Raw genomic sequence first — 26878 nt, 5'->3', positions numbered from 1 at the left:
CATGACCAGCCAGGTAATGATTTACAGCGGCAAGTTTTACTTCAAATGAATGTTTCATAAACTGCACCTTCAGATGTCAGATTATGTCCAACATTTGGGGTGCAGTTCAGCAAGCGTCGCATCAGGCATCCACACATTGCCGGGTGGATATCCCCGGCAATCTTCAATTATTGATCCGCAGTTTTATCAAATTTGCCCAGCACTTCGCGCTCATAAGCCAGCGCTTTCTTACGGTCAAATTTGTGTTCCCACTTGGCAATCACCAGCACCGCCAGCGCATTACCCACCACGTTCAGCGCAGTACGCGCCATGTCGAGGATACGGTCAACACCGGCAATAAACGCCAGACCTTCCAGCGGGATCCCTACGCTGCCCAGCGTTGCCAGCAACACCACAAACGACACGCCCGGCACGCCAGCAATCCCTTTCGAGGTCACCATCAGCGTCAGCACCAGAATGATTTCCTGCCAGATGGACAGGTCAATGCCATACAACTGCGCGATGAAAATAGCGGCAATACTTTGATACAGCGTCGAACCATCAAGGTTAAAAGAGTAACCGGTCGGCACCACGAAACTGGTGATCGACGCCGGTGCTCCGTAGGCTTCCATCTTCTCAATAATTCGCGGCAGCACGCTTTCAGAGCTGGCAGTGGAGTACGCCAGAATCAGCTCATCTTTCAGAATACGAATCAGGATCCAGACGCTTAACCCGCACAGGCGCGCCACAATTCCCAGCACTACCAGCGCGAAGAACAGAATGGCGAAATGCACCAGCAGCACCAGTTTCGCCAGTGGCCACAGAGAAGAGAAACCAAAGTTAGCCACCGTCACCGCAATCAGCGCAAACACACCCACCGGTGCATAACGCATCACCATGTGAGTCACTTTAAACATGGTTTCAGAGATGGAGCGGAACACGGTCACCAGCGGTTCACGATGCGTCGCGGGCAGGGAGGAAAGCCCCAGACCAAACAGCACCGAGAAGAAGATGATCGGCAGCATTTCGCCTTTCGCCATCGACGCCACAATGTTCGTCGGCACCAGCGACAAAATCGTGCCCATAATGCCGTGGGAACTGCTTTGTACCGCTTCCGTAGTGCTCTGATATTTCGAGATATCGACGGTCGCCAGCTGCGACATATCCACCCCGGCACCGGGCTGGAAGACGTTCGCCAGAGTGATCCCCAAAATGATGGCGACGGTGGTGATCACCTCGAAGTAGATAATGGTTTTCGCGCCAATACGCCCGAGCTGTTTGGCATCACCAACACCCGCGATACCCACCACCAGCGTGGAGATCACAATCGGCACAACAATCATTTTGATCAGATGGATGAAGATATCACCCGCCGGAGAGAGCAAATTGACGACCAGCCAGTCGCGGCTGTCGCTATGGTAGTGCAGGTAGCTTCCCAGGAGAATGCCCAGCACCATAGCAAACAGAATCTGCCAGGCCAGGCTGAATTTTATATTTTTCATCAGAATAACTTCCTCAATGGAGCGCCGTTCCCCGTTCAGAAACGCGAGAACGTGACATACTGCCAGGGCATGAATTGTGTTGCGTTGGTTTGTAGATTTTTTTAACGCTTATGATCAGTATCATTTGCGCGGTATGTTGCGCAACCCTTTAACAACAGAGCTTTTCGCTGCATTAATGCATAATAACGCGAGTTTATGGCAGGATTAATGAATAACCATTTGTTATGGAAAGATTTTTATTTGTTTAATCTGCAATAATACTGATTGGTGATTATTTTTGGCACATGTTCATTCGATTATTTTTTATGCAGCTCGATAACATAATCTTCATCACCAGATGATTAATCTGATCTCCGCTGCAACAATTTCGCCATATTAATCGACTCGACCAGCTGTGTCCGGTTGATCCGGGGTGAGTTGAGATCCATCACTTTTTGCCATAGTTCGATGGCTTGCGCGTAATTCGCCTGCATAAACGCATCGGAAGCCAGCAGCATCAGAGCGGTGATTTCGTTAGAGTCCAGCGCGAGGGCTTTGTCGATCATTGCGCGAGTCTGGGCGGTCATATGCTGGCTGGCCTGGTAATAAAGCACCGTCGCCAGCGCCGCATACAGTTCAGCGTTCTCACCACGTAGTTGCAACGCCTGACGGTACGCCAGCAGCGAATTGCTGTAATCGTTTTGCCACAGATAGTACTCGCCCAGTAACGCCCATTGTTCGCTGTTTTGTGGATTAGCGCGGATTTTATCCTGCAATGCCTGAAGCTGCGCTTCCGGGGTTTGCTGGCTGGCAAACTGATGTAGCGGATCGCGCTGACGCTGATACTCCGCACGTACCGCCTGCCATTTTGGACTTAACAGATAACTGCCGACACAGAGAAATACCATCAAAATCGTGAGTGTTGTCAGCATTTTCACCGGTATTTGAGGCTGTTTCATCGCTTCGCCCTCACTCGCCAGAGGATCAGTGCCATCAGCAGTAACAACACCACTGGCAGCGCCCACAACACCAGAGTCTGACCGGTTAACGGTGGGTTATAGCGAACAAAATCTCCGTAGCGTTCGGTCATCCAGCCAATGATTTCGACTTCACTTTTCCCCTCCGCCACCATGCTGTAAACCTGATGGCGCATACTGACTGCCACCGGCGCATTGGATTCCAGTAAGTTCTGATTCTGGCACTGCGGGCAGCGTAACTGGCTGGCAATATTTAACGCCTGTTCCTGTTGTTGCGGATTGGCGAATTGCCAGGTGTCTACAACCTGAGCGCGCGCAAAACAGGTAAATAACAGCAGTAGCGTGAGAAGCCCTTTATGCATCGCGCTTCCTCCCCCGCCATCCGCTTAACAATGCGCCCGCAATCATCAACAATCCTCCCCCCCAGATCCAGCGCACACCGCTTTGTACATACAAACGAAAAGCGTAACGATCCGGCCCAGTTTTCTCCCCCATGACCGCATACCAGTCATGGATGCCGTTCCAGCGAATTGACGGTTCCATCATTTGCTGACGGCGTGCTTCATAAAAACGCCGCTCCGGCGTCAGTTCACCAATACGTTGCTGATGGTCAAACAGTGCCACTATCGCTTTTTCGCTGGTGTAATTGCCTTTGGCTTGCAGATCGAGGCGCTCAAAACGGAAGGTGTATCTTGCCAGCGTCACCTGCTGACCCGGCTGTAAATTCAGGCTGATCTCCTGACGGCTGACGCTGGAGACCACGATCCCCGCGGCAAATAACAGCACGCCCGCATGAGCTACCAGCGCCGGAAGCTGCGCGCGTTTGCCAGAGACAAACGTCGCCAGCACAATCACCACCAGCATCAACAGACCAAACGGTAACGTCGCGCGGTTAAAATACGGCGCGCCAACGGAGAGGCGTCCCCAGCCCAGCAGGCCGTAAATCATCGGATAAAGCGTTCCCACCAGCACGATCAGTAGCACTGCGCAAAACAGCAACAGCGTAGCGAGGATTAACATTTCCCGCGATAACCCCGAAAAATGCACCGCCGGGCCACCGTCCCGCGCTCGCCAGCCATACAGAGCCAGAGACGCAAGGCTAATCAGTGCAAACAGGCTGAACAACGGCACGGCGCGGACGTTATCCAGCGCGAACGCATGAACCGAAACCAGAATGCCAGAACGGACAATCAACGTGCCCAACAGCGACAACATCAGAGTAACTATTGCCAGCAGCAGCGACCAGTGACGGAAAATCCCCCGCTGGCGTGTCAGGGACAAACTGTGCAGCAGTGCAGTGGCAGAAAGCCAGGGTAGTAAAGAGGCGTTTTCCACCGGATCCCAGAACCACCAGCCGCCCCAGCCCAGTTCGCAATAGGCCCACCAGGAACCGAGGATGATCCCCGCCGTTAATGCGCTCCAGCCAGGTAGTGCCCAGCGCCAGCAAATTCGGGCGCTGGCACCATCAAACTCGCCGCGCAGTAAACTCCCCAGCGCCACGCTCGCCGCCACCATCAAACCGCCATAGCCGAGATAAAGCAGCGGCGGATGGAAGATAAGACCGGGATGTTGCAGCATCGGATTGAGATCGCGGCCTTCGATTGCTGGTGGAAATATCCGCACGAAGGGATCGGACCACAGCACTACAAACAGTAGCAGTGCGGCGAGCATGAGAGATAAAACGGCTAGCGTCAGCGGAAATAGCGGATCGGTTTGCTGCCGATAATGCCAGGCAAACAGCGCGCTCCAGGCGGAAAGCAACAGCACCCAAAGCAACAGCGAACCTTCATGACCACCCCATACCGCCGCCAGTTTGAGTTCCCACGACAGCAGGCTGTAGCTATGTTGCGCGACATAAATGACCGAGAAATCGCTGATGAGAAAACAATACGTCAGTACGCCAAAGGCGAGCAGCAGGAGCGCGAACTGCGCCAGAATGCCGATGCAAGTGAGTCGCATCATGGCAGGCCAGCGCAACCGCACTCCCGCGAAGGCCGTCAACGGGGTCAACACGTTGACCCCGAGACTTAACAACAACGCCAGAAAACCGACTTCAGGAAGGAATACGTCCAGAAACCACCTCTGTTCTGGCTTACGCCACCGTTAACTGCCCGGCGTAGAGAATGAAAAATCGCAACATCAACACGCCGACCAGGCTGGCCCCACACGCCGCCAGCACGGCAGGAATGCCGGAACTGCGATTGACCCACGGTTTGAGCAACATTGGCACAATCAGCCCCAGCCCGGCGACACCAAGCCAGAACCACCACGTCCAGAAACCGCCGCCCAATGCTGCCACCAGCGCACGCACTTTACCGTCATCGCCCAGGGCCAGACCGACAAAAAACGCCACCAGCAGGAAGATTTCGCCCCATACCACAGGGATCTCCATACGGTGTACAAAGTGCGCTTCCGTGGAGTGCGGATTTTTGCGCTGACATATCGCCATGGCGATCAGCGCCACCGCCGCACCGGACGAGATGCCGGAGAAGAGGAACAGCACCGGCAGGATCGGGTTATTGAGGAACGGATACGATTTCAGCGCCGACAGCAGAAAGCCGGTATAAGCCCCCAGCAGCACCGCCAGCACCAGCATCAATGTTTCCAGTCCGCGATGAACGGGCGTCAGCAGGCTCAGAACCTTTTGCACGATCCCCAACTTCGGCAACCAGCGTTGTTGCAGGGCAAGCAAATCATGTTCAAAGATTTTCGCCAGCCACAGCACCAGCACCACCATGTAGAGCTGAAACAGCATCACCCCCATCGACATCACCGAGGTAAAACTGTAGTGGAACATCAGCTTCCAGAAGGTCCACGGTCTTGTCAGGTGGAAGACGAGGATCAACAGACCAAGGATCACCGCGCCAGGCCCGACAATCAGCGTGGTGCGCAACAACGTACTGTCTGCACCGCCCGCCTGCGGGTAGACGCGACGTAACAGCACGGCCAGCGTCACCAGACCAGCAGAAATACCAATCAAAAACAGGTAGATGGCAATCGGCCAGTCCCACACCAGCGATTCAAAATGAAATGCGGAAGTCTGCGTCATTGGCTCACCTCCCCGTATTTAAACGGTACGCGGTACAGCTTCGGTTTGGTTCCAAGCGCCAGCTTGTAGCGGTAAGTGGGCTTCTGGCGCAGCAGTTGCGAAATCTCACTGTTGGGATCGTCCAGATTGCCAAACGTCAGCGCCTTCGTCGGGCAAGCTTCAACGCACGCGGGCAGCTTACCGGCCTGCAAATTGGTCTTACGGCAGAAATCGCATTTGTCCGCTGTCTTCGTGACCGGATGGATAAAGCGCACGCGGTACGGACAGGCGGCGATGCAGTACTGACAACCGACGCAGAGATCCGGATTTACATCGACAATCCCACTGGCAGCATCGCGAAAAGACGCACCGGTCGGGCAGACGTCAACGCACGGCGCATGATCGCAGTGCTGGCAAGACTTACGGAAGAAGCGATATTTCACATCAGGAAATTCGCCCTGCGGCTCGCTACGAATAATCGTCAGGCGCGAGACGCCGTCCGGCACCTTGTTCACTTCCCGACAAGCATCCATACAGGCGGTACAGCCGATGCATAACGACTCGTCATGCACCATGCCGTAACGCACCCCATTGATATTCAACGTTTTCGCCACCACGCGCCCTGCGGTGCCGCTGACAGCTGCCAGCACGCCGACGCCGGTGAGAAACTGGCGACGAGACCAGGTCATGGCTGCTCCTTAAGCAACGGAACAGACGCTGGGTTAAAGTTCGGATTGGTGCGCTGATCGCTGTGGCAATCGACGCAAATCTTAATCCGTCCTTTGTCACTTAACGTCTGCATCGTATCTTGCTGTGGATGCAGGGAATGGCAGCTGGCGCACGCCACTTTGGTTACGTGGACATCGTGTGGCCAGAACGCTTTTTGCAACTGTTCCGGCAGATGGCAGGACATACAGACGCTGTTCTGCTCTCCAACCTTGTACATCGGCTCGTTAAAGCGCATCACATCTTTCACCCCTTCGCGGTGTTGCGGTGATGGCTGGCCGTGACAGTTGGTGCAGGTGACCGGCAGTTTGTTATTCGGGTTGATAACGGAAGCATGTTTGCCATGCATACCTTCGGTATCTGGCTTATGGCAGTCCAGACAGGCGGCATCCGGGTTACGCTGCTGGGTAACTTCGTAGCGATCGCCAGATGCCTGCGCCGCAGGGGTAGCGGTAATTCCGTTCAGGCTCCACAACAGGCCCGACGCCAGCACCCCGGCAGTTAATAACGAACGTAATACGCTCATATTCACTCCATTGTGTTTTCCGCCCCTTGCGAGGCGGAACGGGGTTATTGGCTTAACAGACCGTTTTTACGTGCCTGCTCTTCCCACTGCGGGATCACCGTTTTGATGAAGTCCTGCTTCTCGGCCTTGATTTGTTCCATGTTCAGGCCAATGGCCTGCTGGGCTTTCTCTTTGGTCGAGATATCCGGGATCTGGATTTCATGGGTGATGCCTTTGGTCGCCAGCAGTCGCGCCAGTTTAGTGCGCGCATCCGCCGCTTTATCCATCGCCGTACCGAGCATCCTCAGACCTTCTTCCGGTGCGTGCATATGAATGCCGTGGGAAGCGATCGCCAGATCCCAACGCCACTGGGCATGACGGATATCGTCCTGAATCGGCTTCATTTCGGCTTCCGTCGCGCCTGCATCCAGCGCCGCTTTCGCTTCGAAGTGAGCGTGAACCAGTTGATCTTCAACCTTGATTTTCAGGTCGTTAATCGACTGCTTACGTTCCGCGACCACTTTTTGCAAGGCAGCTTTGTCCTGGGTATGGCAGTTCGCACAAGTCTGGGCGAAGTTATCAAACGGATTACCAATTTTATGGTCGGTGTAGAGTTTGCCTTCGGCGTTCTGCACTTTTGGCATATGGCAGTCGATACAGGTCACGTTGTTTTTACCGTGAATGCCCGCTGTCCAGGTTTCATATTCCGGGTGCTGTGCTTTCAGCATTGGCGTTTTCGACAGGGAGTTAGTCCAGTCAGAGAAGGCAATTTTGTCATAATACTGCTCCATATTTTCGACTTTCATGCCGTCATCCCACGGGAATTTAACCGCTTTGTTTTTGCCGTCGAAGTAATACTCCACATGGCACTGACCGCAAACCATCGATTGCTGGTCGAAACGTCCGGCTTTCTCAAAAGGTTTACCAATGGCTTCCATCGCGCGAGCCGCATACGGACGGGAAAGGGTTAACTCCGGTTTGCCTTTGGCGAACTCTGGTGAGGCGGTGTTATGGCAATCGGCACAACCTAAGTTGTTGACGATTTCCGGGCCGCCGCGCGCCCATTTTCCGTGGAAGTAGCCATCTTCGCCGTCTTTCTGGATCAGACGCGCCACATCCGGGCTTTTACAACTCCAGCATGCCATCGGTAGCGGACCATCTTCAGCGTTTTTCGGCGCACCGGTACGCAGGGTTTCACGCACATCGGTCACAGCAAAGGCATGTCCACGCGGCTTGTTGTAATCGCGCGAGAAGGGATACCCCGCCCACAGGATCACCAGCCGTGGATCTTCCGCCAGGGCGTCAACACGCTCTGACTGTTCCGAGGTGGCTTTCCAGGAGAGATATTGATCGGGATGTTGCGGGGCAAAGGTTTCATTCTTCGCTTCAACAGTTACAGGTTTTGCGGGAGCTGCCGTTTGTTCAGCGTGAACAGAAGTGAAAAAGAAAAAAGGAATCAATAAGCTGAAGATACGGCGTGCGTTTATTTTTATCCTTGTCATAGGGGCTTCATCCGAATTGCGCCATTGTTGCAATGGCGGTTTTTATTGTTTTTCACGACAGTAACCGCACCTACACTGTCATGACATTGCTCACCCCTATGTGTAACAAATAACCACACTGTGAATGTTGTCTTTAATCAATTGTAAGTGCATGTAAAATACCACTTTAGAGTTAGTCAGTATCTTCCTCTTTTTCAACAGCATGCATAACTGCATGTTCCTCAAAGAATTAATCAACTTTTGTTGCTGACCTTCAAAAATTACCCTGCCGTTTATTTGCACAATTCTACTTTTGCGTGATCTGTCGCCCAAATACTAAACAAAACTGCCAATACCCCTACATTTAACGCTTATGCCACATATTATTAACATCCTACAAGGAGAACAAAAGCATGAGTCAAATTCACAAACACACCATTCCTGCCAACATCGCAGACCGTTGCCTGATAAACCCTCAGCAGTACGAGGCGATGTATCAACAATCTATTAACGCACCAGATACCTTCTGGGGCGAACAGGGAAAAATTCTCGACTGGATCAAACCTTACCAGAAGGTGAAAAACACCTCCTTTGCCCCCGGTAATGTGTCCATTAAATGGTACGAGGACGGCACGCTGAATCTGGCGGCAAACTGCCTTGACCGCCATCTGCAAGAAAACGGCGATCGTACCGCCATCATCTGGGAAGGCGACGACGCCAGCCAGAGCAAACATATCAGCTATAAAGAGCTGCACCGCGACGTCTGCCGCTTCGCCAATACCCTGCTCGAGCTGGGCATTAAAAAAGGTGATGTGGTGGCGATTTATATGCCGATGGTGCCGGAAGCCGCGGTCGCGATGCTGGCCTGCGCCCGCATTGGCGCGGTGCATTCGGTAATTTTCGGCGGCTTCTCGCCGGAAGCCGTTGCCGGGCGCATTATCGATTCTAACTCACGGTTGGTGATCACTTCCGACGAAGGCGTGCGCGCCGGGCGTAGTATTCCGCTGAAGAAAAACGTTGATGACGCGCTGAAAAACCCGAACGTCACCAGCGTAGAGCATGTGGTGGTACTGAAGCGTACTGGCGGAAAAATCGACTGGCAGGAAGGGCACGACCTGTGGTGGCACGACCTGGTTGAGCAAGCCAGCGATCAGCACCAGGCGGAAGAGATGAACGCCGAAGATCCGCTGTTTATTCTCTACACCTCCGGTTCTACCGGGAAGCCGAAAGGCGTGCTGCACACTACCGGCGGTTATCTGGTGTACGCGGCGCTGACCTTTAAATATGTCTTTGATTATCATCCGGGTGATATCTACTGGTGCACCGCCGATGTGGGCTGGGTTACCGGACACAGTTATTTGCTGTACGGCCCGCTGGCCTGCGGCGCGACCACGCTGATGTTTGAAGGCGTACCGAACTGGCCGACGCCTGCCCGTATGGCGCAGGTGGTGGACAAGCATCAGGTCAATATTCTCTATACCGCGCCCACGGCGATCCGCGCGCTGATGGCGGAAGGCGATAAAGCGATCGAAGGCACTGACCGTTCGTCGCTGCGCATTCTCGGTTCCGTAGGCGAGCCAATCAACCCGGAAGCGTGGGAGTGGTACTGGAAAAAAATCGGCAACGAGAAATGCCCGGTGGTCGATACCTGGTGGCAGACCGAAACCGGCGGTTTCATGATCACCCCGCTGCCTGGCGCTACCGAGCTGAAAGCCGGTTCGGCAACACGTCCGTTCTTCGGCGTGCAACCGGCGCTGGTCGATAACGAAGGTAACCCGCTGGAAGGGGCCACCGAAGGCAGTCTGGTGATCTCCGATTCCTGGCCGGGTCAGGCGCGTACGCTGTTTGGCGATCACGAACGTTTTGAGCAGACCTACTTCTCCACCTTCAAAAATATGTATTTCAGCGGCGACGGCGCGCGTCGCGATGAAGATGGCTATTACTGGATCACCGGGCGCGTGGACGACGTGCTGAACGTCTCCGGTCACCGTCTGGGAACGGCAGAGATTGAGTCGGCGCTGGTGGCACATCCGAAGATTGCCGAAGCCGCCGTAGTAGGTATTCCGCACAATATTAAAGGTCAGGCGATCTACGCCTACGTCACGCTTAATCATGGGGAGGAACCGTCACCAGAACTGTACGCAGAAGTCCGCAACTGGGTGCGTAAAGAGATTGGCCCGCTGGCGACGCCAGACGTGCTGCACTGGACCGACTCCCTGCCTAAAACCCGCTCCGGCAAAATTATGCGCCGTATTCTGCGCAAAATTGCGGCGGGCGATACCAGCAACCTGGGCGATACCTCGACGCTTGCCGATCCTGGCGTAGTCGAGAAGCTGCTTGAAGAGAAGCAGGCTATCGCGATGCCATCGTAACCCACAATTGCCGGATGCGGCGTATAACGCCTTATCCGGTCTACACGCTCATTTCTTTATAGTGGGAAAGGGCAAATATAAAAATTCCCCTAAGTATTTCGCGTTGCAGGAAGGAAGCAAGCGAGCATCTCCCCAGGAGCATAGAAAACTATGTGACTGGGGGAGGCGAGTGCGGCTGACGAACCTGCGGCGTGAAAGACGACGGGGAACCTCTGGAGAATCTGTGATGAATGGTACGATTTATCAGCGGATAGAAGACAATGCGCATTTCAGGGAGTTAGTCGAAAAACGGCAACGGTTTGCCACCATCCTGTCGATTATTATGCTGGCAGTTTATATCGGCTTTATTTTACTGATCGCCTTCGCGCCCGGCTGGCTGGGCACCCCGCTGAATCCGAACACCAGCGTCACACGCGGTATTCCGATTGGTGTTGGAGTAATTGTGATCTCCTTTGTTCTCACTGGTATCTACATCTGGCGGGCGAACGGCGAATTCGACCGTCTTAATAATGAAGTCCTGCATGAGGTACAAGCATCATGAAAAGAGTTCTGACGGCGCTTGCCGCCACACTCCCTTTCGCAGCTAACGCCGCGGATGCTATTAGCGGGGCCGTAGAGCGCCAGCCAACAAACTGGCAGGCGATTATTATGTTCCTGATTTTCGTCGTGTTTACGCTCGGCATTACCTACTGGGCGTCAAAACGCGTACGTTCGCGTAATGACTACTACACGGCAGGCGGCAATATCACCGGTTTTCAGAACGGGCTGGCGATTGCCGGGGACTATATGTCCGCCGCCTCATTCTTGGGGATCTCCGCGCTGGTGTTTACCTCCGGCTATGACGGGCTGATCTACTCGTTGGGCTTCCTGGTGGGCTGGCCGATCATTCTGTTCCTGATTGCCGAACGTCTGCGTAACCTCGGTCGCTACACCTTTGCCGATGTAGCCTCTTACCGCCTGAAACAGGGGCCAATCCGTATTCTTTCGGCCTGTGGTTCTCTGGTGGTAGTGGCGCTTTACCTTATCGCCCAGATGGTAGGCGCAGGTAAACTCATCGAACTGCTGTTTGGCCTTAACTATCACATTGCGGTGGTACTGGTCGGCGTGCTGATGATGATGTACGTCCTGTTCGGCGGCATGCTGGCGACCACCTGGGTACAGATTATCAAAGCCGTGCTGTTGCTGTTCGGTGCCAGCTTTATGGCCTTTATGGTGATGAAACACGTCGGCTTTAGCTTCAATAATCTGTTCAGTGAAGCGATGGCGGTACACCCGAAAGGTGTCGACATCATGAAGCCGGGCGGGCTGGTGAAAGATCCCATCTCCGCGCTTTCTCTGGGGCTAGGACTGATGTTTGGTACGGCGGGTTTGCCGCATATTCTGATGCGCTTCTTTACGGTCAGCGATGCCCGCGAAGCGCGTAAGAGCGTGTTCTACGCTACCGGATTTATGGGCTACTTCTATATTCTGACCTTTATTATCGGCTTCGGCGCGATCATGCTGGTTGGTGCGAATCCGGAATATAAAGACGCGGCGGGCCATCTGATTGGTGGTAACAACATGGCGGCAGTTCACCTGGCGAATGCAGTGGGCGGCAACCTGTTCCTCGGTTTTATTTCAGCGGTTGCTTTCGCCACTATCCTCGCGGTGGTTGCGGGTCTGACGCTGGCGGGCGCATCCGCGGTGTCTCACGACCTGTACGCTAACGTCTTCAAAAAAGGTGCGACCGAACGTGAAGAGCTGCGGGTATCGAAAATCACCGTCCTGATTTTGGGTGTGATTGCGATTATCCTCGGCGTGCTGTTTGAGAATCAGAACATCGCCTTCATGGTAGGCCTGGCGTTTGCCATCGCGGCGAGCTGTAACTTCCCAATCATTCTGCTTTCCATGTACTGGTCGAAACTGACTACCCGTGGCGCGATGCTGGGCGGCTGGTTAGGACTGATTACTGCGGTGGTGCTGATGATCCTCGGCCCGACGATTTGGGTACAGATCCTCGGTCACGAAAAAGCCATCTTCCCGTATGAATACCCGGCGCTGTTCTCTATCAGCGTGGCATTCCTCGGCATCTGGTTCTTCTCGGCAACCGATAACTCAGCGGAAGGCGCGCGCGAGCGTGAACTGTTCCGTGCGCAGTTTATCCGCTCCCAGACCGGCTTTGGCGTTGAGCAAGGCCGCGCGCATTAATCTCTCCCCTTCCCCGGTCGCCTGACCGGGGAATACTCTTCCTCTGCAAAATGCATCACCTTTTCCCATAATATTAAAGAAATAAACTCATTAAAAAATGAGCGATTTTTGACAGTTGTAGAAAATGATAATACAGAGAATATGCCTTTTCTTTCTTGTTAATTATAAGGATATTTTATGCGCTATAATGGTTTAAATAATATGTTTTTTCCTCTTTGCCAGATTAACGATAACCACTCTGTCACAAGTCCATCACATACAAAGAAAACAAAATCAGATAATTATAGCAAACATCATAAAAACACGTTAATTGACAATAAAGCCCTCTCTCTTTTCAAAAAAGATGATCATGAAAAAGTGATAGGCTTGATTCAAAAAATGAAAAGATTTTATGATAGTTTACCATCAGGAAAAATCACGAAAGAAACGGACAGAAAAATACATAAACATTTTATAGATATAGCTTCACATGCAAATAATAAATGTGACGATAGAATTACGAGAAGAGTTTACCTTAGTAAAGAAAAGGAAGTGTCCATTAAGGTGGTATATTTTATAAATAATGTCACCGTCCATAATAATACTATTGAAATCCCACAGACAGTAAATGGTGGTTACGATTTTTCACACCTTAGCCTGAAAGGCATCGTGATTAAAGATGAAGATTTATCCAATTCGAATTTTGCAGGTTGCAGACTACAAAACGCTATTTTCCAGGACTGTAATATGTATAAAACGAATTTTTATTGCGCCATAATGGAAAAAATACTTTTTGATAATTGTATTCTCGATGACTCAAATTTCGCTCAGATAAAAATGGCTGACGGAACTCTAAATGCATGCTCCGCTATGCATGTTCAATTCTACAATGCAGCAATGAATAGAGCCAATATTAAAAATACCTTCCTTGATTATTCAAATTTTTATATGGCGTACATGTCTGAGGTAAATCTTTATAAAGTAATAGCGCCATATGTTAATTTATTTAAAGCCGACCTTAGTTTCTCTAAACTCGATTTAATTAACTTTGAACATGCTGATCTGTCTCGCGTCAATCTGAACAAAGCAATCCTCCAGAATATAAACTTAATCGATAGCAAACTCTTTTTTACGCGGCTGACAAATACATTCCTCGAAATGGTTATATGTACCGGCTCTAATATGGCTAATGTTAATTTTAATAATGCCAATTTAAGCAACTGCCATTTCAACTGTTCTGTTTTAACAAAAGCCTGGATGTTTGATACCCGTCTCTATCGGGTTAATTTCGATGAGGCTAACGTGCAGGGAATGGGCATTTCCATTCTCCGTGGGGAGGAAAATATCCCCATTGATAGTGATACCCTGGTAACACTACAGAAATTCTTTGAAGAAGATTGTACCTCTCATACTGGCATGTCACAAACTGAGGATAATATTCATGCAGTCGCTATGAAGATTACTGCAGATATTATGCAACACGCAGACTGAGATTAAGTCGAAGAACAGCCAATGAATTGATTTTAAAAGAGAGATACTCACGGACTTATGACTTATTTGTTTTAGAATCATGAATGTTAGCCCGAGCTAACCTGTTAAAGGTGCAAAAGATTGCACCTTTTTCAGATTCCCCCGGGCCTGGTTACGTCGCTTTCGGCTTACTGATTTTCCTCAATCAGCAATGCTTCAAGCAAATCGAGATCGTGCAGTAATTTTTGCAGCGTTTCATTGCTGATCTCCCGCGTGGCGCGCAGGTGGTACAGTTCAGCACGTTCAGAACGCAATGCCGCCAGACGGAAGCGACGCTCAAGGTTCTCTTCCTGCACGGAACTTTCAACGTCGTTACGTCCATCGGCGCGACGACGCAGGTTACCAATGACGCGAGAACTGACCTCCGTAAGCAACTGGTTATCGATATTCTCTTCGGTATCCGCCGCCAGACGCTCCTCCATTTTCTGGATCGCCACAATAGCCACTTCTGCCGTTGCCGCTCGCGCAATACGTTCCTCTTTCAATTGTTGCGAATGGTCCGCGACTTCAATGTGTTGTAGCAGAATAGGCAACATCACCACGCCGACAAACAGCGAGAAGAGAATGACACCAGCCGCCAGGAATACCAGCTCATAGCGCGCCGGGAAGACGTTACCATCCGGCAAGAGCAGCGGGATAGAGAGCACACCAGCCAGAGTGATCGCCCCACGCACCCCGGCGAAAGACGCGATCAGGATTTCTCGTGTGGTCCACGAACCAAACTCCATCGGCTTCTTTTTCAGGAAGCGGTTGCTGAACTTTTTCATCGTCCACAGCCAGCCGAAACGGACCAGCATCAGCGCCGCATAAATCAGAATGATATCGGTAAACAGCATCCAGATTTCGACGTTAGGGTCGATTTCTGCCGCCATCAGCGACGTCTCCAGAATACCCGGCAGCTGCAGACCTAACAGCAGGAATACCATGCCGTTAAAGACAAATTCCAGCATCGCCCAGGTACTGTTTGCGCGCAGGCGCATTGCCAGCGGCGCACGGCGCATCACACCGGAGCGGGTGATGGTCATCCCGGCGGCAACCGCAGCGAGGATGCCGGAAACGCCAATATGTTCGGCAATCAGATAAGAAGCGAATGGCAGCAAGAACAGTAGAACAATCTGCGTCGCAGGTTCATCACCGCCCCAGCGGCTGAGGAATCGCAGCGAGCGACCATACAGCCAGCTCACCACAAAACCGGCGAGAATACCGCCAATGGCCACTTTCATAAATTCGACCGTTGCACCGCCGACGGTGAAGATCATCGTCCCCATCGCCACTGCTACGGCAAACTTCAACGACACCAGGCCGGAGGCGTCATTCATCAACGCTTCGCCCTGCAAAATGCCCATGATTTTTTTCGGGATGCGCCCTTCGCCAACAATCCCCGAGAGCGCCACAGCATCGGTCGGAGAAAGCACCGCCGCCAGCGCAAAGGCGGGGATCAGCGGAATGCCCGGCACCACCCAGTAAATAAGAAAGCCAATGCCGACCACGGTGACCACCACCAGCGCCAGCGCGAGGCCGAAAATCTCTCGACCATGTTCGAGAAATTCACGGGTCGGCGTTTTCCAGCCATCAGCGAACAGCAACGGCGGGATAAACAAGACTAAAAAGAGTTCAGGATCAAACTCCACATGCAAACCAAACGTCGGCCACGCCAGTAGCGCACCGATGGCGATTTGCATAAGCGGAAGCGGGATCTGAAAGGGCATGACACGAGTGACCACCCCGGACAGCGAGACCACGAGGGTCATTATCAGTATGGTGAAGAAGATTTCCATGCGTTCCCTGTTTGCGATGTTTTTTATGATCTGAGAAAGACGTTATGCCTGAATTCTCATTTTTTCAGAATATCGCAAAAGCTCACACAATGTACGGAGAAAATAAAAACGGGCAGCCATTGCCACCCGTTTTCAGAATCATATGAAAGATTAGATAGCCCAGCCACCCGCATAGAAGGTCACCAGCGCCACGGCGATAACGACCGTACCGATGTTCAACTTGCGCCATTCGCCGGAAACCAGACGACCAATCACCAGAGTCGCGAAGCCGATCATGATGCCTGTTACGATGTTACAGGTCAGCACGATGAATACCGCCGTAACCAGCCCCGCCATCGCATCAACAAAATCAGCAAAGTCGATTTTCGCCACGTTGCTCAGCATCAGCAGGCCAACGTACATCAGCGCCGGAGCCGTTGCGTACCCCGGAACGAGGTAAGAGAGCGGAGAGAGGAACAGAATCAGCAGGAACAGCACGCCAACGGTGATAGCCGTCAAACCGGTTTTACCGCCCGCCGCCGTACCCGCCGCAGACTCGATGTATACCGCTGCCGGAGCTGCCCCCACCAGGCCAGAGAAAACGCTGCTCATGGAGTCAGTGGTCAGTGCTTTCCCGCCGTCGATGATCTGCCCGTCTTTATCCAGCAGGTTCGCCTGGCCGGCGACGGCACGGATAGTTCCGGTGGCATCAAATACTGCCGTCATCACCAGCGCCAGAACGCTTGGCAGGACTACAGGATTCAGCGCGCCCATAATGTCCAGGCTGCCAATCAGTGAATTGCCGTTTTCATCGCTCAATGAAGGCATGGCGAAAACGCCGGAGAAATGGACGTTAGGATCGAAGATCAAACCGACAATTGAGATACCGATAATGGTCAGCAGAATGCCACCAGGGACTTTCAGTTTTTCCAGGCCGATGATCACCGCCAGACCTACCAGTGACATAATCACCGGGAAGGTCGCGAAATCACCCAGCGCAACGGGCAGACCATCAAGCGGGTTTTTAATCACCAGACCGACACCATTAGCGGCAATGAGCAGCAGGAACAGACCGATACCGATCCCCGTGCCGTGCGCCACACCGTGCGGCAAGTTGCGCAAAATCCAGCTACGGATACCCGTGGCAGAAATTATCGTAAACAGCACACCCATCAGGAACACGGCACCCAGCGCGACAGGTACGCTAATATGTTGCCCCAGCACCAGACTGAATGCGGTAAACGCCGTCAGGGAGATGGCGCAACCAATCGCCAACGGCAGATTAGCCCACAGACCCATCACGATAGAACCGAGTCCGGCAACCAGACAGGTCGCAACGAAAACTGCCGCAGGCGGGAAGCCCGCTTTACCCAACATGCCTGGAACGACGATAACCGAGTAGACCATCGCCAGAAACGTTGTTAACCCGGCAACCACTTCCTGACGGACAGTGCTTCCACGTTGTGAAATTTTAAACCAGGCGTCGAGTGAACCGCCGGTACGCGCTGATGGCGTAGACATAAGAAAACATCCCCTGAGAGTTTAATTTTCGTCAAGATGCGTGGCGGACAATCCCCTGCCAGCGAAACGTTATCTTCCTGCTCCAGGTTTGCGACAAATTGGTGCGTCGCAAAAAAGCAAACGTTTAGCTCCGCGCATACAAAACGGGTGGTAAAAAAAGCAAACGATTATCCGGCGATCATAGCGGCTTTTTCAACCGAAGTTTGCTGCTTTTTTCTCTTTTATTGTCTTGACGATGAAAAACCAGGCAATTGATGCGCAAACGTTATCGTCGATGCGCAAGATTGCAGCGTTATCGAGCCGCATACCGTTCAGGATTGCGATAAAAAATCGTCTGAGATGACAAAAATATTGCGGCTAAAAAGTGTACTTTTACACTGGCGAAGAAACGCCGGTGACATACAATTAAAGCATCAACACCAACCGGAACCTCCACCACGTGCTCGAATGAGGTGTGTTGACGTCGGGGGAAACCCTCCTGTGTACCAGCGGGATAGAGAGAAAGACAAAGACCGGAAAACAAACTAAAGCGCCCTTGTGGCGCTTTAGTTTTGTTCATCTTCCAGTAAGCGTGCGCCGGTACCTTCTTCTCCTAAGCGGTCGCCCGGGTTACGCAATGGGCAATCACTGCGCGAAAGGCAGCCACAACCAATACATCCGTCCAGTTCGTCACGCAGCGCCACTAAGGTATGAATGCGCCGATCCAACTCTTCTCGCCATTGGGACGAAAGCTGTTTCCACTCTTTCGCACTTAATGTATGCCCTTCGGGCAACACGCCAAATGCTTCACGAATGGTCGCCAGCGGAATGCCAATACGCTGAGCAATTTTGATGATTGCGACATATCGCAACACATCACGTTTATATCGCCGCTGATTGCCACTATTACGGATACTGCTAATCAACCCTTTGCTTTCATAGAAATGCAGCGCCGATACCGCCACACCGCTGCGTTTTGCCACTTCGCCGGGGGTTAGCAGCGCTTTAATGCGGGGTAATTTCTTTTCCATAAATCGCTTTACCTCAAGTTAACTTGAGGAATTATACTCCCCAACAGATGAATTAACGAACTGAACACTGAAAAGAGGCAGATTTATGTCCCATCAGAAAATTATTCAGGATCTTATCGCATGGATTGACGAGCATATTGACCAGCCGCTTAACATTGATGTCGTCGCAAAAAAATCAGGCTATTCAAAGTGGTACTTACAGCGGATGTTCCGCACGGTGACGCATCAGACACTTGGTGATTACATTCGCCAACGCCGCCTGTTACTGGCCGCCGTTGAGTTGCGCACCACCGAGCGTCCGATTTTTGATATCGCAATGGACCTGGGTTATGTCTCGCAGCAGACCTTCTCCCGCGTTTTCCGTCGGCAGTTTGATCGCACTCCCAGCGATTATCGCCACCGCCTGTAGTTTTATTGCCCGCGCGTTAACTCCCGCGCGGGTAATTGCTCCATCCATTGCATAAACACCTGCGGCGGCATCGCCTTCGCAAAGAACCATCCCTGGCAATAGCGCACGCCGCGTTTGCGCAGCCAGTTAACCTGTTCCTCAGTTTCGACGCCTTCAGCGATCGTTTTTAATCCCAGGCTGTGCGCCAGCTCGATGATATGTTCCGCAATCAAATGACTGGTTTTATGGGTGGTCAGCGTCTCAACAAACGATTTATCGATTTTCAAAATATCGACATTCAATGATTTAAGGTTATGCAAGTTAGAGTAGCCAATACCAAAATCATCAATTGCCACTTCGTAACCAGCCTGGCGGAAAGCCAGAATAATCGGCGTCATTTTGTCGACATCAAGAAATGCATGTTCAGTCACTTCAAATTTAATTTGCTGCGGACGCACCGCATATTGCTCTGTTTTCTGGTTGGTTCGCGCTATCAACCGTGACGTATGAAAATCGGAGGCCGACAGGTTAATAGAAACATAGCGATCGACATGTGTTGCCAGGTACACGCCCAGATCGCGGAAGACATTATCAATAACATAATCAGTTATCTGTTCGATCATCCCCTCCTTTTCTGCCAGCGGAATAAACTCTGCCGGATTCATTACTTGCCCCTGCTCACCAGGCCAACGTAACAATGCTTCAGCTCCGATACATTTTTCTGTTTTGATATCGATTATTGGCTGGTAATAAAGGCAAAGTTGATGTTTTTCGAGGGCGCGTTGCAATTTGCGTTTGGGAGACAAATAGTTTTGTCGAATACGTAGCCAGAGTAATAACAGAACAAGACTCCCCAAAATACCGGCGGGTAATGCAAAAATAAGATGATTATAAAAATGTGCTATAAGACGTTGATATGAAGTCGCAACAATGGCTGCAATTGGGCGTTTTGTCGAATAAACTGTCGCATATAAATAGCCATTTCTTTGTACGGTTAAATCATTCAAATGAATCAGCGGAGAAAACGTTGCTGCCGAGGCCTCGTTGCTTAACGAGAAAAAGGTTTTCGTCACCGTATCATACACACCCCATTGCAATGTCGGATCATCAGACATCACTTCACTCCAGAAGAGAGGGTTGATGACCGCCACATAATTTCCCCGCTGCATATAGGTCATTTTATAGCCAGAGAAAAAAGGCGTATCGCGGTAATAATAGATAGAAACGTTAGGTTCACGTTTATAATCGGCCGGTGCAATCGTATAGCCGTTTACAGGCGCTATCAGCGATGAGCATAAAAAATGGTTATCACGGGCATAGATCAATTCATTAATATAAAGATAGCCACGAATAATATTCAACATTCGCTTTTGATGGGCTGGAGTGCAAACTTGCCCCTGATAGCGTTCTGCTGCATCGCTCACTAAATCTGCCTGGCGAATGACCAGCTCGGATTTATCCAGCGCCAGCTGAGCAAAAGTTTGGAGCTGACTATTCACTTCTGATTTTGCCCAAAGGAAGGCAATCCATAGCGACAGAATGATGGGAAAGAGAACTAAAAAGATAATGCCCGGCAACGCCAGTAATTGGTGTCGTGCACGATGACTCATTGCTATCAATTTCCTGCCTGTTTATACCCGGTCATTGCAAGGCGAGAACCCTGGTTATCGACGTCTTTAGATAAATCTTACGGTATAAATAGCACTTTTGCCTGATTTGAAATTGATACCTTTTTAATCGTCACCTGAATAAAAGTAATTCATTGATATTCAAAATTAATTTCCTAAAGAAATGCGGAGGCGGCGGGAAGATATACCCTTAATGCCACTGAAAAACCACATAATCTGTACAGCAATAAAAGTCACGGCCTAATCTGGCTAACAAACAATCAATTGTGATATATTTCACAAAATTAATGAAACAAACAGAGTGTTTCATTTTTGTGTCCTGCAAGCCCCGCGATAGCCAGAGTGTACCACGCCTCCCGTGAACAACGCCGCGCTGTCCAGGGCATCGGCTCTTTTCAGAGGAATTGTTTGATGGCTACCCTCACCACTGGCGTGGTTCTACTTCGCTGGCAACTTCTTAGTGCCGTAATGATGTTTCTGGCCAGCACGCTCAACATCCGTTTTCGTCGGTCTGATTATGTCGGGCTTGCAGTGATCAGCAGCGGTCTGGGCGTGGTTTCTGCCTGCTGGTTCGCAATGGGGTTGCTTGGCATCACAATGGCGGATATCACCGCCATCTGGCACAACATCGAGTCGGTGATGATTGAAGAGATGAATCAGACACCGCCACAATGGCCAATGATTTTAACTTGATATGTAGAAGCCTCCATAACGGAGGCTTCTTTTTTTATGGCTGGCAGATGCTTTAATCATCCACCTTAAAACAATATAACCTATTGTTTTAATGACAAATCAGAACGGAATATCGTCATCAAAATCCATCGGCGGCTCGTTAGACGGTGCTGCCGGAGCGGACTGCTGCGGGCGAGACTGCGCGCCGCCGCTGAACTGATTGCCGCCCTGCGGCTGCTGAGGCTGACCCCAACCGCCCTGCGGCTGACCACCACCGATATTGCCACCTGCAGGAGCGCCACCACCCTGACGACCACCCAGCATCTGCATGGTGCCGCCAACGTTCACCACGACTTCTGTGGTGTAGCGATCCTGACCGGATTGATCGGTCCATTTGCGGGTACGCAGCTGACCTTCGATATAAACCTGAGAACCTTTACGCAGATATTCGCTGGCCACTTCTGCCAGTTTGCCGAACAGCACAACGCGGTGCCATTCAGTCTGCTCTTTCATCTCGCCGGTCGCTTTATCACGCCAGGATTCGGAAGTAGCCAGCGTAATGTTGGCAACTGCGCCACCATTTGGCATGTAGCGTACTTCCGGGTCCTGACCCAGATTACCAACGAGAATAACCTTGTTTACGCCTCTGCTGGCCATGTTCGTGTCTCCTGAAAAAAAATCGTTCTGAATAAGTGTAAACGCGCGATTGTACCATTACCAATAGCGCTTTTACTATGTTGTGACCTCGGTTCCGGGAAACAAACCTGGCCAGACATTGTTACACAACACTCCGGGTATTGCATTCCAATACTGTATATTCATTCAGGTCAATTTGTGTCATAATTAACCGTTTGTGATCGCCGGTAGCACCATGCCACCGGGCAAAAAAGCGTTTAATCCGGGAAAGGTGAATGGATAAGATCGAAGTTCGGGGCGCCCGCACCCATAATCTCAAAAACATCAACCTCGTTATCCCCCGCGACAAGCTTATTGTCGTGACCGGGCTTTCGGGTTCTGGCAAATCCTCGCTCGCTTTCGACACCTTATATGCCGAAGGGCAGCGCCGTTACGTTGAATCCCTTTCCGCCTACGCGCGGCAGTTTCTGTCACTGATGGAAAAGCCGGACGTCGACCATATTGAGGGGCTTTCTCCTGCCATCTCGATTGAGCAGAAATCGACGTCTCATAACCCGCGTTCTACGGTGGGGACAATCACCGAAATCCACGACTATTTGCGTCTGCTGTACGCTCGCGTTGGTGAGCCGCGCTGCCCGGACCACGATGTTCCGCTGGCGGCACAAACCGTCAGCCAGATGGTGGATAACGTGTTGTCGCAGCCGGAAGGCAAGCGTCTGATGCTACTCGCGCCAATCATTAAAGAGCGCAAAGGCGAACACACCAAAACGCTGGAGAACCTGGCAAGTCAGGGTTACATCCGTGCTCGTATTGATGGCGAAGTCTGCGATCTTTCCGATCCGCCGAAACTGGAACTGCAAAAGAAACATACCATTGAAGTGGTGGTTGATCGCTTCAAGGTGCGTGACGATCTTACCCAACGTCTTGCCGAGTCGTTTGAAACCGCGCTGGAGCTTTCCGGTGGTACCGCGGTAGTTGCGGATATGGACGACCCGAAAGCGGAAGAGCTGCTGTTCTCCGCCAACTTCGCCTGCCCAATTTGCGGCTACAGTATGCGCGAGCTGGAACCGCGCCTGTTTTCGTTTAACAACCCGGCGGGGGCCTGCCCAACCTGTGACGGCCTTGGCGTGCAGCAATATTTCGATCCTGACCGCGTGATCCAGAATCCGGAACTGTCGCTGGCTGGCGGTGCGATTCGAGGCTGGGATCGCCGCAACTTCTATTACTTCCAGATGCTGAAATCGCTGGCAGATCACTATAAGTTCGACGTCGAAGCGCCGTGGGGCAGCCTGAGCGCGAACGTGCATAAAGTGGTGTTGTACGGTTCTGGCAAAGAAAACATTGAATTCAAATACATGAACGATCGTGGCGATACCTCCATTCGTCGTCATCCGTTCGAAGGCGTGCTGCACAATATGGAGCGCCGTTATAAAGAGACAGAATCCAGTGCGGTACGCGAAGAATTAGCCAAGTTTATCAGCAATCGCCCGTGCGCCAGCTGCGAAGGGACGCGTCTGCGTCGGGAAGCGCGCCATGTGTATGTCGAGAATACGCCGCTGCCTGCTATCTCCGACATGAGCATCGGTCATGCGATGGAATTCTTCAACAATCTCAAACTCGCAGGTCAGCGGGCGAAGATTGCGGAAAAAATCCTTAAAGAGATCGGCGATCGCCTGAAATTCCTCGTTAACGTCGGCCTGAATTACCTGACACTTTCCCGCTCGGCAGAAACGCTTTCTGGCGGTGAAGCCCAGCGTATCCGTCTGGCGAGCCAGATTGGTGCGGGCCTGGTTGGCGTTATGTACGTGCTCGATGAGCCGTCTATCGGCCTGCACCAGCGCGATAACGAGCGCCTGTTGGGTACGCTTATCCATCTGCGCGATCTCGGTAATACCGTGATTGTGGTGGAGCACGACGAAGACGCGATTCGCGCCGCTGACCATGTGATCGACATTGGTCCTGGTGCGGGTGTTCACGGCGGTGAAGTGGTCGCGGAAGGTCCACTGGAAGCGATTATGGCGGTGCCGGAGTCGTTGACCGGGCAGTACATGAGCGGTAAACGCAAGATTGAAGTGCCGAAGAAACGCGTTCCGGCGAATCCGGAAAAAGTGCTGAAGCTGACAGGCGCACGCGGTAATAACCTGAAAGACGTGACGCTGACGCTGCCAGTCGGTCTGTTTACCTGCATCACAGGGGTTTCAGGTTCCGGTAAATCGACACTGATTAACGACACACTGTTCCCGATTGCCCAACGCCAGTTGAATGGGGCGACCATCGCCGAACCGGCACCGTATCGCGATATTCAGGGGCTGGAGCATTTCGATAAAGTGATCGATATCGACCAAAGCCCAATTGGTCGTACTCCGCGTTCTAACCCGGCGACCTATACCGGCGTGTTTACACCTGTGCGCGAACTGTTTGCGGGCGTACCGGAATCCCGTGCGCGCGGCTATACGCCAGGACGTTTCAGCTTTAACGTCCGTGGCGGACGCTGCGAGGCCTGTCAGGGCGACGGCGTGATCAAAGTGGAGATGCACTTCCTGCCGGATATCTACGTACCGTGCGACCAGTGCAAAGGCAAACGCTATAACCGTGAAACGCTGGAGATTAAGTACAAAGGCAAAACCATCCACGAAGTGCTGGATATGACCATCGAAGAGGCGCGTGAGTTCTTTGATGCCGTACCTGCACTGGCGCGTAAGCTGCAAACGTTGATGGACGTTGGTCTGACGTACATTCGCCTCGGGCAGTCCGCAACCACACTTTCTGGTGGTGAAGCCCAGCGCGTGAAGCTGGCGCGTGAGCTGTCAAAACGCGGCACCGGGCAGACGCTGTATATTCTTGATGAGCCGACCACCGGTCTGCACTTCGCCGATATTCAGCAACTGCTCGACGTACTGCATAAACTGCGCGATCAGGGCAACACCATTGTGGTGATTGAGCACAATCTCGACGTGATCAAAACCGCTGACTGGATTGTCGACCTGGGACCAGAAGGCGGCAGTGGCGGCGGCGAAATCCTCGTCTCCGGTACGCCAGAAACCGTCGCGGAGTGCGAAGCTTCGCATACGGCGCGCTTCCTCAAGCCGATGCTGTAATCGTTAAGGCCGCTTTCTGAGCGGCCTTTTCCTTTCAGAGTTGCACCAGCAATTTACGTTTTTCTTCCGGCAGCAAATTCACCGCCTGCTGATAAGACGCATCCACCAGATAATAGATTTGCGAATCCGGCAGCGAACCGTCGAGATAAACAGTGCTCCAGTGCGCTTTGTTCAGATGGCGGCTCGGACGCACATCACTGTGCTGCTGACGTAACAACTCTGCCAGCTCCGGGCTGGTTTTCAGCGAAACAGCTGGGCGATTTTCTACTTCTTTCACCATCGCAAACAGTACATCTTCCACTTTGATCTGCGTCGCTTTCCAGTCGTTATGCACGCTCTGTTCTGCGCCTGGTTTTGCCATGCAATATTGTAGCAACTCCGAAATGGTCATTTTTTACTCCCCTTGTAGTGTCGCGATGATGCGACGCGATCCGCCGTGGATGCGATGTTCCCCCAGCCAGATGCCTTGCCAGGTGCCGGTCTGAATACGCCCTTTATGCACCGGCAATACAAGCGATGTTCCCAGTATTGAGGATTTGATATGAGAAGGCATATCGTCTGCTCCCTCATAGTCATGCTCATAATTTCCGTTATCGGGAACGGTGCGGAGGAAAAAACGCTCCATGTCGTGGCGTACGGTGGGATCGCAGTTCTCATTAAGTGTCAGAGAGGCGGAGGTATGTTGCAGCAACAGATGCAGTAAACCGATGTTAACGCGCGGCATATCAGCCAGCTGATTCAAAATTTCATCCGTTACCAGATGAAACCCACGAGATTTGGCGCTAAGCGTGAGCGTCTTTTGATACCACATGTGCTGCTCCTTGATAAAACTCTCTTAATCAGTTTGCAGCAAGACAGCGAAAGGATAAAGGTGTGATTAAAAAAACAGCATTCGGGAGAGTGTCACGCTCTCCCGCTCTGTCAGTATTCTGAATTGATGATCACCTCTTCACCAAACGCACCCGCTTGTGGCAAGGGTTTGTAGGTAGAGTTGGAGGCGCGCAGAATGCGGATACCACGAGCGCCGACATCGCGTGCGGCGGTAATATCGTTATCGGAATCGCCATAAAAAATTCGGATATTTTTATCCTGCAGCCATTGCGATTTTGTATTTTGCCCTGGTTTATCGCCCGCAAAGATCACCGGATTCATGTTGGTGGCAGGAATATGAAAATTATCCGCCAGCGTTTTTGAAACCGTTTCTGTTTTCGTCGGGCTACGACCAGTCACAAAGAAGATCGCGTCACCGCGGCGTACATGCATATCAATCAGCTGGCGAGCGACCTCTTTTGGAATGCTGAATTCATCCCAGCCATTGTTCATTTTTTCCCAGAACACAGGATTTTTCAGATAATCTTCGCTTTCTGGCGAGAAGGTTTTTTTGCCGCGCCAGAAGCCCGGACTGGAAAAAAGTACCGTGTCATCGATATCAAACCCCACCGCCATTGGCGGACGCCCTGCGAGGCTATTTTCAATTTGTGCGACCGAAACCCAATGAATTGGTGCCTGTTCAGCAAGCCTGGCAACGTTAGTACCAGGGTTAAGCGGTGAAGGAGATGAGGCCAGGGCAACAGCGGAACTGTTTAGAGCGAACAATAAGCAAACGGCACTGATTGCCTGTGTGATCTTGCGCATATTTTTCCCTAAATAGTCAGTATGTTGAAACTTTTTATTGTGAGATTTGTTGCAAAAACCATCTGACCATAACGCCAGCAGCCGGGGAAAGGAAGGATTATCTGCGGTTTTTGTGATGAAAAGCAGGATGATTATATTTAACCCAGTAAATACGTTCCTGTCGTTTTTTGTAAAAAAAATGTTTATTACGCGATGTAAGAATACATTAATTTTGCGTTTATTATGATGAATCCTCTGCAAATGAGCGAAATTTGATAGAACATTTATCTGCTGTACGATTTAATAAAC

Annotated in this window: 23 protein-coding genes; 7 read left to right on the top strand and 16 right to left on the bottom strand. The window is 51.6% G+C overall.

The features are described 5' to 3' along the window. Positions 1 to 167: 167 nt before the first annotated feature. The 8 genes from gltP to nrfA all read right to left on the bottom strand — a co-directional run bounded on the left by gltP (position 168) and on the right by nrfA (position 8198). Entirely contained in the window at positions 168 to 1481 is a 1314-nt protein-coding gene (gltP, locus tag ACJHXB_RS21340; RefSeq protein WP_000789589.1) for a glutamate/aspartate:proton symporter GltP, read from the bottom strand. A gap of 341 nt (positions 1482 to 1822) precedes the next feature. Continuing rightward, complete coding sequence (nrfG, locus tag ACJHXB_RS21335) at positions 1823 to 2419, bottom strand: heme lyase NrfEFG subunit NrfG (protein WP_000812982.1); 597 nt, start codon at positions 2417 to 2419, stop codon at positions 1823 to 1825. Beyond that, the gene (gene nrfF / locus ACJHXB_RS21330) at positions 2416 to 2799 is read right to left on the bottom strand and encodes a heme lyase NrfEFG subunit NrfF (RefSeq protein ID WP_000548753.1); all 384 of its coding nucleotides are present in this window, start codon (positions 2797 to 2799) and stop codon (positions 2416 to 2418) included. The genes nrfG and nrfF overlap by 4 nt, the downstream gene beginning before the upstream one ends. Further along, on the bottom strand, positions 2792 to 4510 hold the full coding sequence (locus tag ACJHXB_RS21325; RefSeq protein ID WP_071556263.1) for a heme lyase CcmF/NrfE family subunit: 1719 nt from the start codon (positions 4508 to 4510) through the stop codon (positions 2792 to 2794). Before ACJHXB_RS21325 ends, nrfF begins: the two co-directional genes overlap by 8 nt. A gap of 19 nt (positions 4511 to 4529) precedes the next feature. Continuing rightward, a complete protein-coding gene (nrfD, locus tag ACJHXB_RS21320; protein ID WP_000195191.1) occupies positions 4530 to 5486 on the bottom strand; it encodes a cytochrome c nitrite reductase subunit NrfD in 957 nt (318 codons plus the stop codon). Next, positions 5483 to 6154: a cytochrome c nitrite reductase Fe-S protein gene (gene nrfC, locus ACJHXB_RS21315; RefSeq protein ID WP_000220266.1), complete on the bottom strand. Its 672-nt coding sequence runs from the start codon at positions 6152 to 6154 to the stop codon at positions 5483 to 5485. Before nrfC ends, nrfD begins: the two co-directional genes overlap by 4 nt. Next, on the bottom strand, positions 6151 to 6717 hold the full coding sequence (gene nrfB / locus ACJHXB_RS21310) for a cytochrome c nitrite reductase pentaheme subunit (protein ID WP_001296647.1): 567 nt from the start codon (positions 6715 to 6717) through the stop codon (positions 6151 to 6153). The genes nrfC and nrfB overlap by 4 nt, the downstream gene beginning before the upstream one ends. A 44-nt stretch (positions 6718 to 6761) precedes the next feature. Beyond that, positions 6762 to 8198 (bottom strand): ammonia-forming nitrite reductase cytochrome c552 subunit, encoded by a 1437-nt coding sequence (gene nrfA, locus ACJHXB_RS21305; protein ID WP_000196875.1) that lies wholly within the window; start codon positions 8196 to 8198, stop codon positions 6762 to 6764. Between the two features lie 392 nt (positions 8199 to 8590). Between nrfA and acs the strand changes: the two genes are divergently transcribed. The 4 genes from acs (at position 8591) to ACJHXB_RS21285 (ending at position 14206) form a co-directional block, all read left to right on the top strand. Then, positions 8591 to 10549 carry an acetate--CoA ligase gene (gene acs / locus ACJHXB_RS21300; protein WP_000078204.1) on the top strand — a complete coding sequence of 653 codons (1959 nt, stop codon included), beginning with the start codon at positions 8591 to 8593 and terminating at the stop codon, positions 10547 to 10549. Between the two features lie 226 nt (positions 10550 to 10775). After that, entirely contained in the window at positions 10776 to 11090 is a 315-nt protein-coding gene (locus ACJHXB_RS21295; protein WP_001014565.1) for a DUF485 domain-containing protein, read from the top strand. After that, positions 11087 to 12736: a cation/acetate symporter ActP gene (gene actP, locus ACJHXB_RS21290; RefSeq protein WP_000832548.1), complete on the top strand. Its 1650-nt coding sequence runs from the start codon at positions 11087 to 11089 to the stop codon at positions 12734 to 12736. Before ACJHXB_RS21295 ends, actP begins: the two co-directional genes overlap by 4 nt. A 177-nt stretch (positions 12737 to 12913) precedes the next feature. Continuing rightward, positions 12914 to 14206, top strand: a complete 1293-nt coding sequence (locus ACJHXB_RS21285) for a pentapeptide repeat-containing protein (protein ID WP_097447019.1) — start codon at positions 12914 to 12916, stop codon at positions 14204 to 14206. 167 nt (positions 14207 to 14373) lie between these two features. Here ACJHXB_RS21285 and ACJHXB_RS21280 read toward each other — a convergent pair whose 3' ends face one another. The 3 genes from ACJHXB_RS21280 to soxR form a co-directional block, all read right to left on the bottom strand. Next, the gene (locus tag ACJHXB_RS21280) at positions 14374 to 16023 is read right to left on the bottom strand and encodes a Na+/H+ antiporter (RefSeq protein WP_000402207.1); all 1650 of its coding nucleotides are present in this window, start codon (positions 16021 to 16023) and stop codon (positions 14374 to 14376) included. 150 nt (positions 16024 to 16173) lie between these two features. After that, positions 16174 to 17523, bottom strand: coding sequence for a guanine/hypoxanthine transporter GhxP (gene ghxP, locus ACJHXB_RS21275; RefSeq protein WP_000106871.1), 1350 nt, complete (start codon positions 17521 to 17523; stop codon positions 16174 to 16176). A 545-nt stretch (positions 17524 to 18068) separates the two neighbouring features. Next, positions 18069 to 18533: a redox-sensitive transcriptional activator SoxR gene (gene soxR, locus ACJHXB_RS21270; RefSeq protein ID WP_000412424.1), complete on the bottom strand. Its 465-nt coding sequence runs from the start codon at positions 18531 to 18533 to the stop codon at positions 18069 to 18071. Between the two features lie 85 nt (positions 18534 to 18618). On the opposite strand from soxR, the gene soxS reads away from it, so the two are divergent. Then, the gene (gene soxS / locus ACJHXB_RS21265) at positions 18619 to 18942 is read left to right on the top strand and encodes a superoxide response transcriptional regulator SoxS (protein WP_000019358.1); all 324 of its coding nucleotides are present in this window, start codon (positions 18619 to 18621) and stop codon (positions 18940 to 18942) included. Between the two features lie 2 nt (positions 18943 to 18944). On the opposite strand, the gene pdeC is transcribed toward soxS, so the two are convergent. After that, a complete protein-coding gene (pdeC, locus tag ACJHXB_RS21260) occupies positions 18945 to 20531 on the bottom strand; it encodes a c-di-GMP phosphodiesterase PdeC (RefSeq protein ID WP_000019572.1) in 1587 nt (528 codons plus the stop codon). A gap of 429 nt (positions 20532 to 20960) precedes the next feature. On the opposite strand from pdeC, the gene ACJHXB_RS21255 reads away from it, so the two are divergent. Continuing rightward, on the top strand, positions 20961 to 21242 hold the full coding sequence (locus tag ACJHXB_RS21255; RefSeq protein WP_001295689.1) for a YjcB family protein: 282 nt from the start codon (positions 20961 to 20963) through the stop codon (positions 21240 to 21242). A gap of 99 nt (positions 21243 to 21341) precedes the next feature. On the opposite strand, the gene ssb1 is transcribed toward ACJHXB_RS21255, so the two are convergent. Further along, positions 21342 to 21878 (bottom strand): single-stranded DNA-binding protein SSB1, encoded by a 537-nt coding sequence (gene ssb1, locus ACJHXB_RS21250; protein ID WP_000168305.1) that lies wholly within the window; start codon positions 21876 to 21878, stop codon positions 21342 to 21344. A 254-nt stretch (positions 21879 to 22132) separates the two neighbouring features. On the opposite strand from ssb1, the gene uvrA reads away from it, so the two are divergent. Next, positions 22133 to 24955 (top strand): excinuclease ABC subunit UvrA, encoded by a 2823-nt coding sequence (gene uvrA, locus ACJHXB_RS21245; RefSeq protein WP_000357763.1) that lies wholly within the window; start codon positions 22133 to 22135, stop codon positions 24953 to 24955. A 34-nt stretch (positions 24956 to 24989) separates the two neighbouring features. Here the strand turns inward: uvrA and ACJHXB_RS21240 are convergent, their stop codons facing one another. From ACJHXB_RS21240 to aphA, 3 genes are all read right to left on the bottom strand, one after another. Next, positions 24990 to 25346, bottom strand: coding sequence for an MmcQ/YjbR family DNA-binding protein (locus tag ACJHXB_RS21240; protein WP_000155657.1), 357 nt, complete (start codon positions 25344 to 25346; stop codon positions 24990 to 24992). A 3-nt stretch (positions 25347 to 25349) separates the two neighbouring features. Beyond that, positions 25350 to 25766 carry a secondary thiamine-phosphate synthase enzyme YjbQ gene (locus ACJHXB_RS21235; protein WP_000270370.1) on the bottom strand — a complete coding sequence of 139 codons (417 nt, stop codon included), beginning with the start codon at positions 25764 to 25766 and terminating at the stop codon, positions 25350 to 25352. 110 nt (positions 25767 to 25876) lie between these two features. Then, the gene (aphA, locus tag ACJHXB_RS21230; RefSeq protein ID WP_001468912.1) at positions 25877 to 26590 is read right to left on the bottom strand and encodes an acid phosphatase AphA; all 714 of its coding nucleotides are present in this window, start codon (positions 26588 to 26590) and stop codon (positions 25877 to 25879) included. Between the last annotated feature and the right edge of the window lie 288 nt (positions 26591 to 26878).

Source organism: Escherichia sp. WS3227_2 (assembly GCF_046486495.1).
In the GTDB taxonomy this organism is placed as follows: domain Bacteria; phylum Pseudomonadota; class Gammaproteobacteria; order Enterobacterales; family Enterobacteriaceae; genus Escherichia; species Escherichia coli.
The sequence above is the reverse complement of the archived record's forward strand: the minus strand, read 5'-3'. Positions and strand labels throughout refer to the sequence as shown.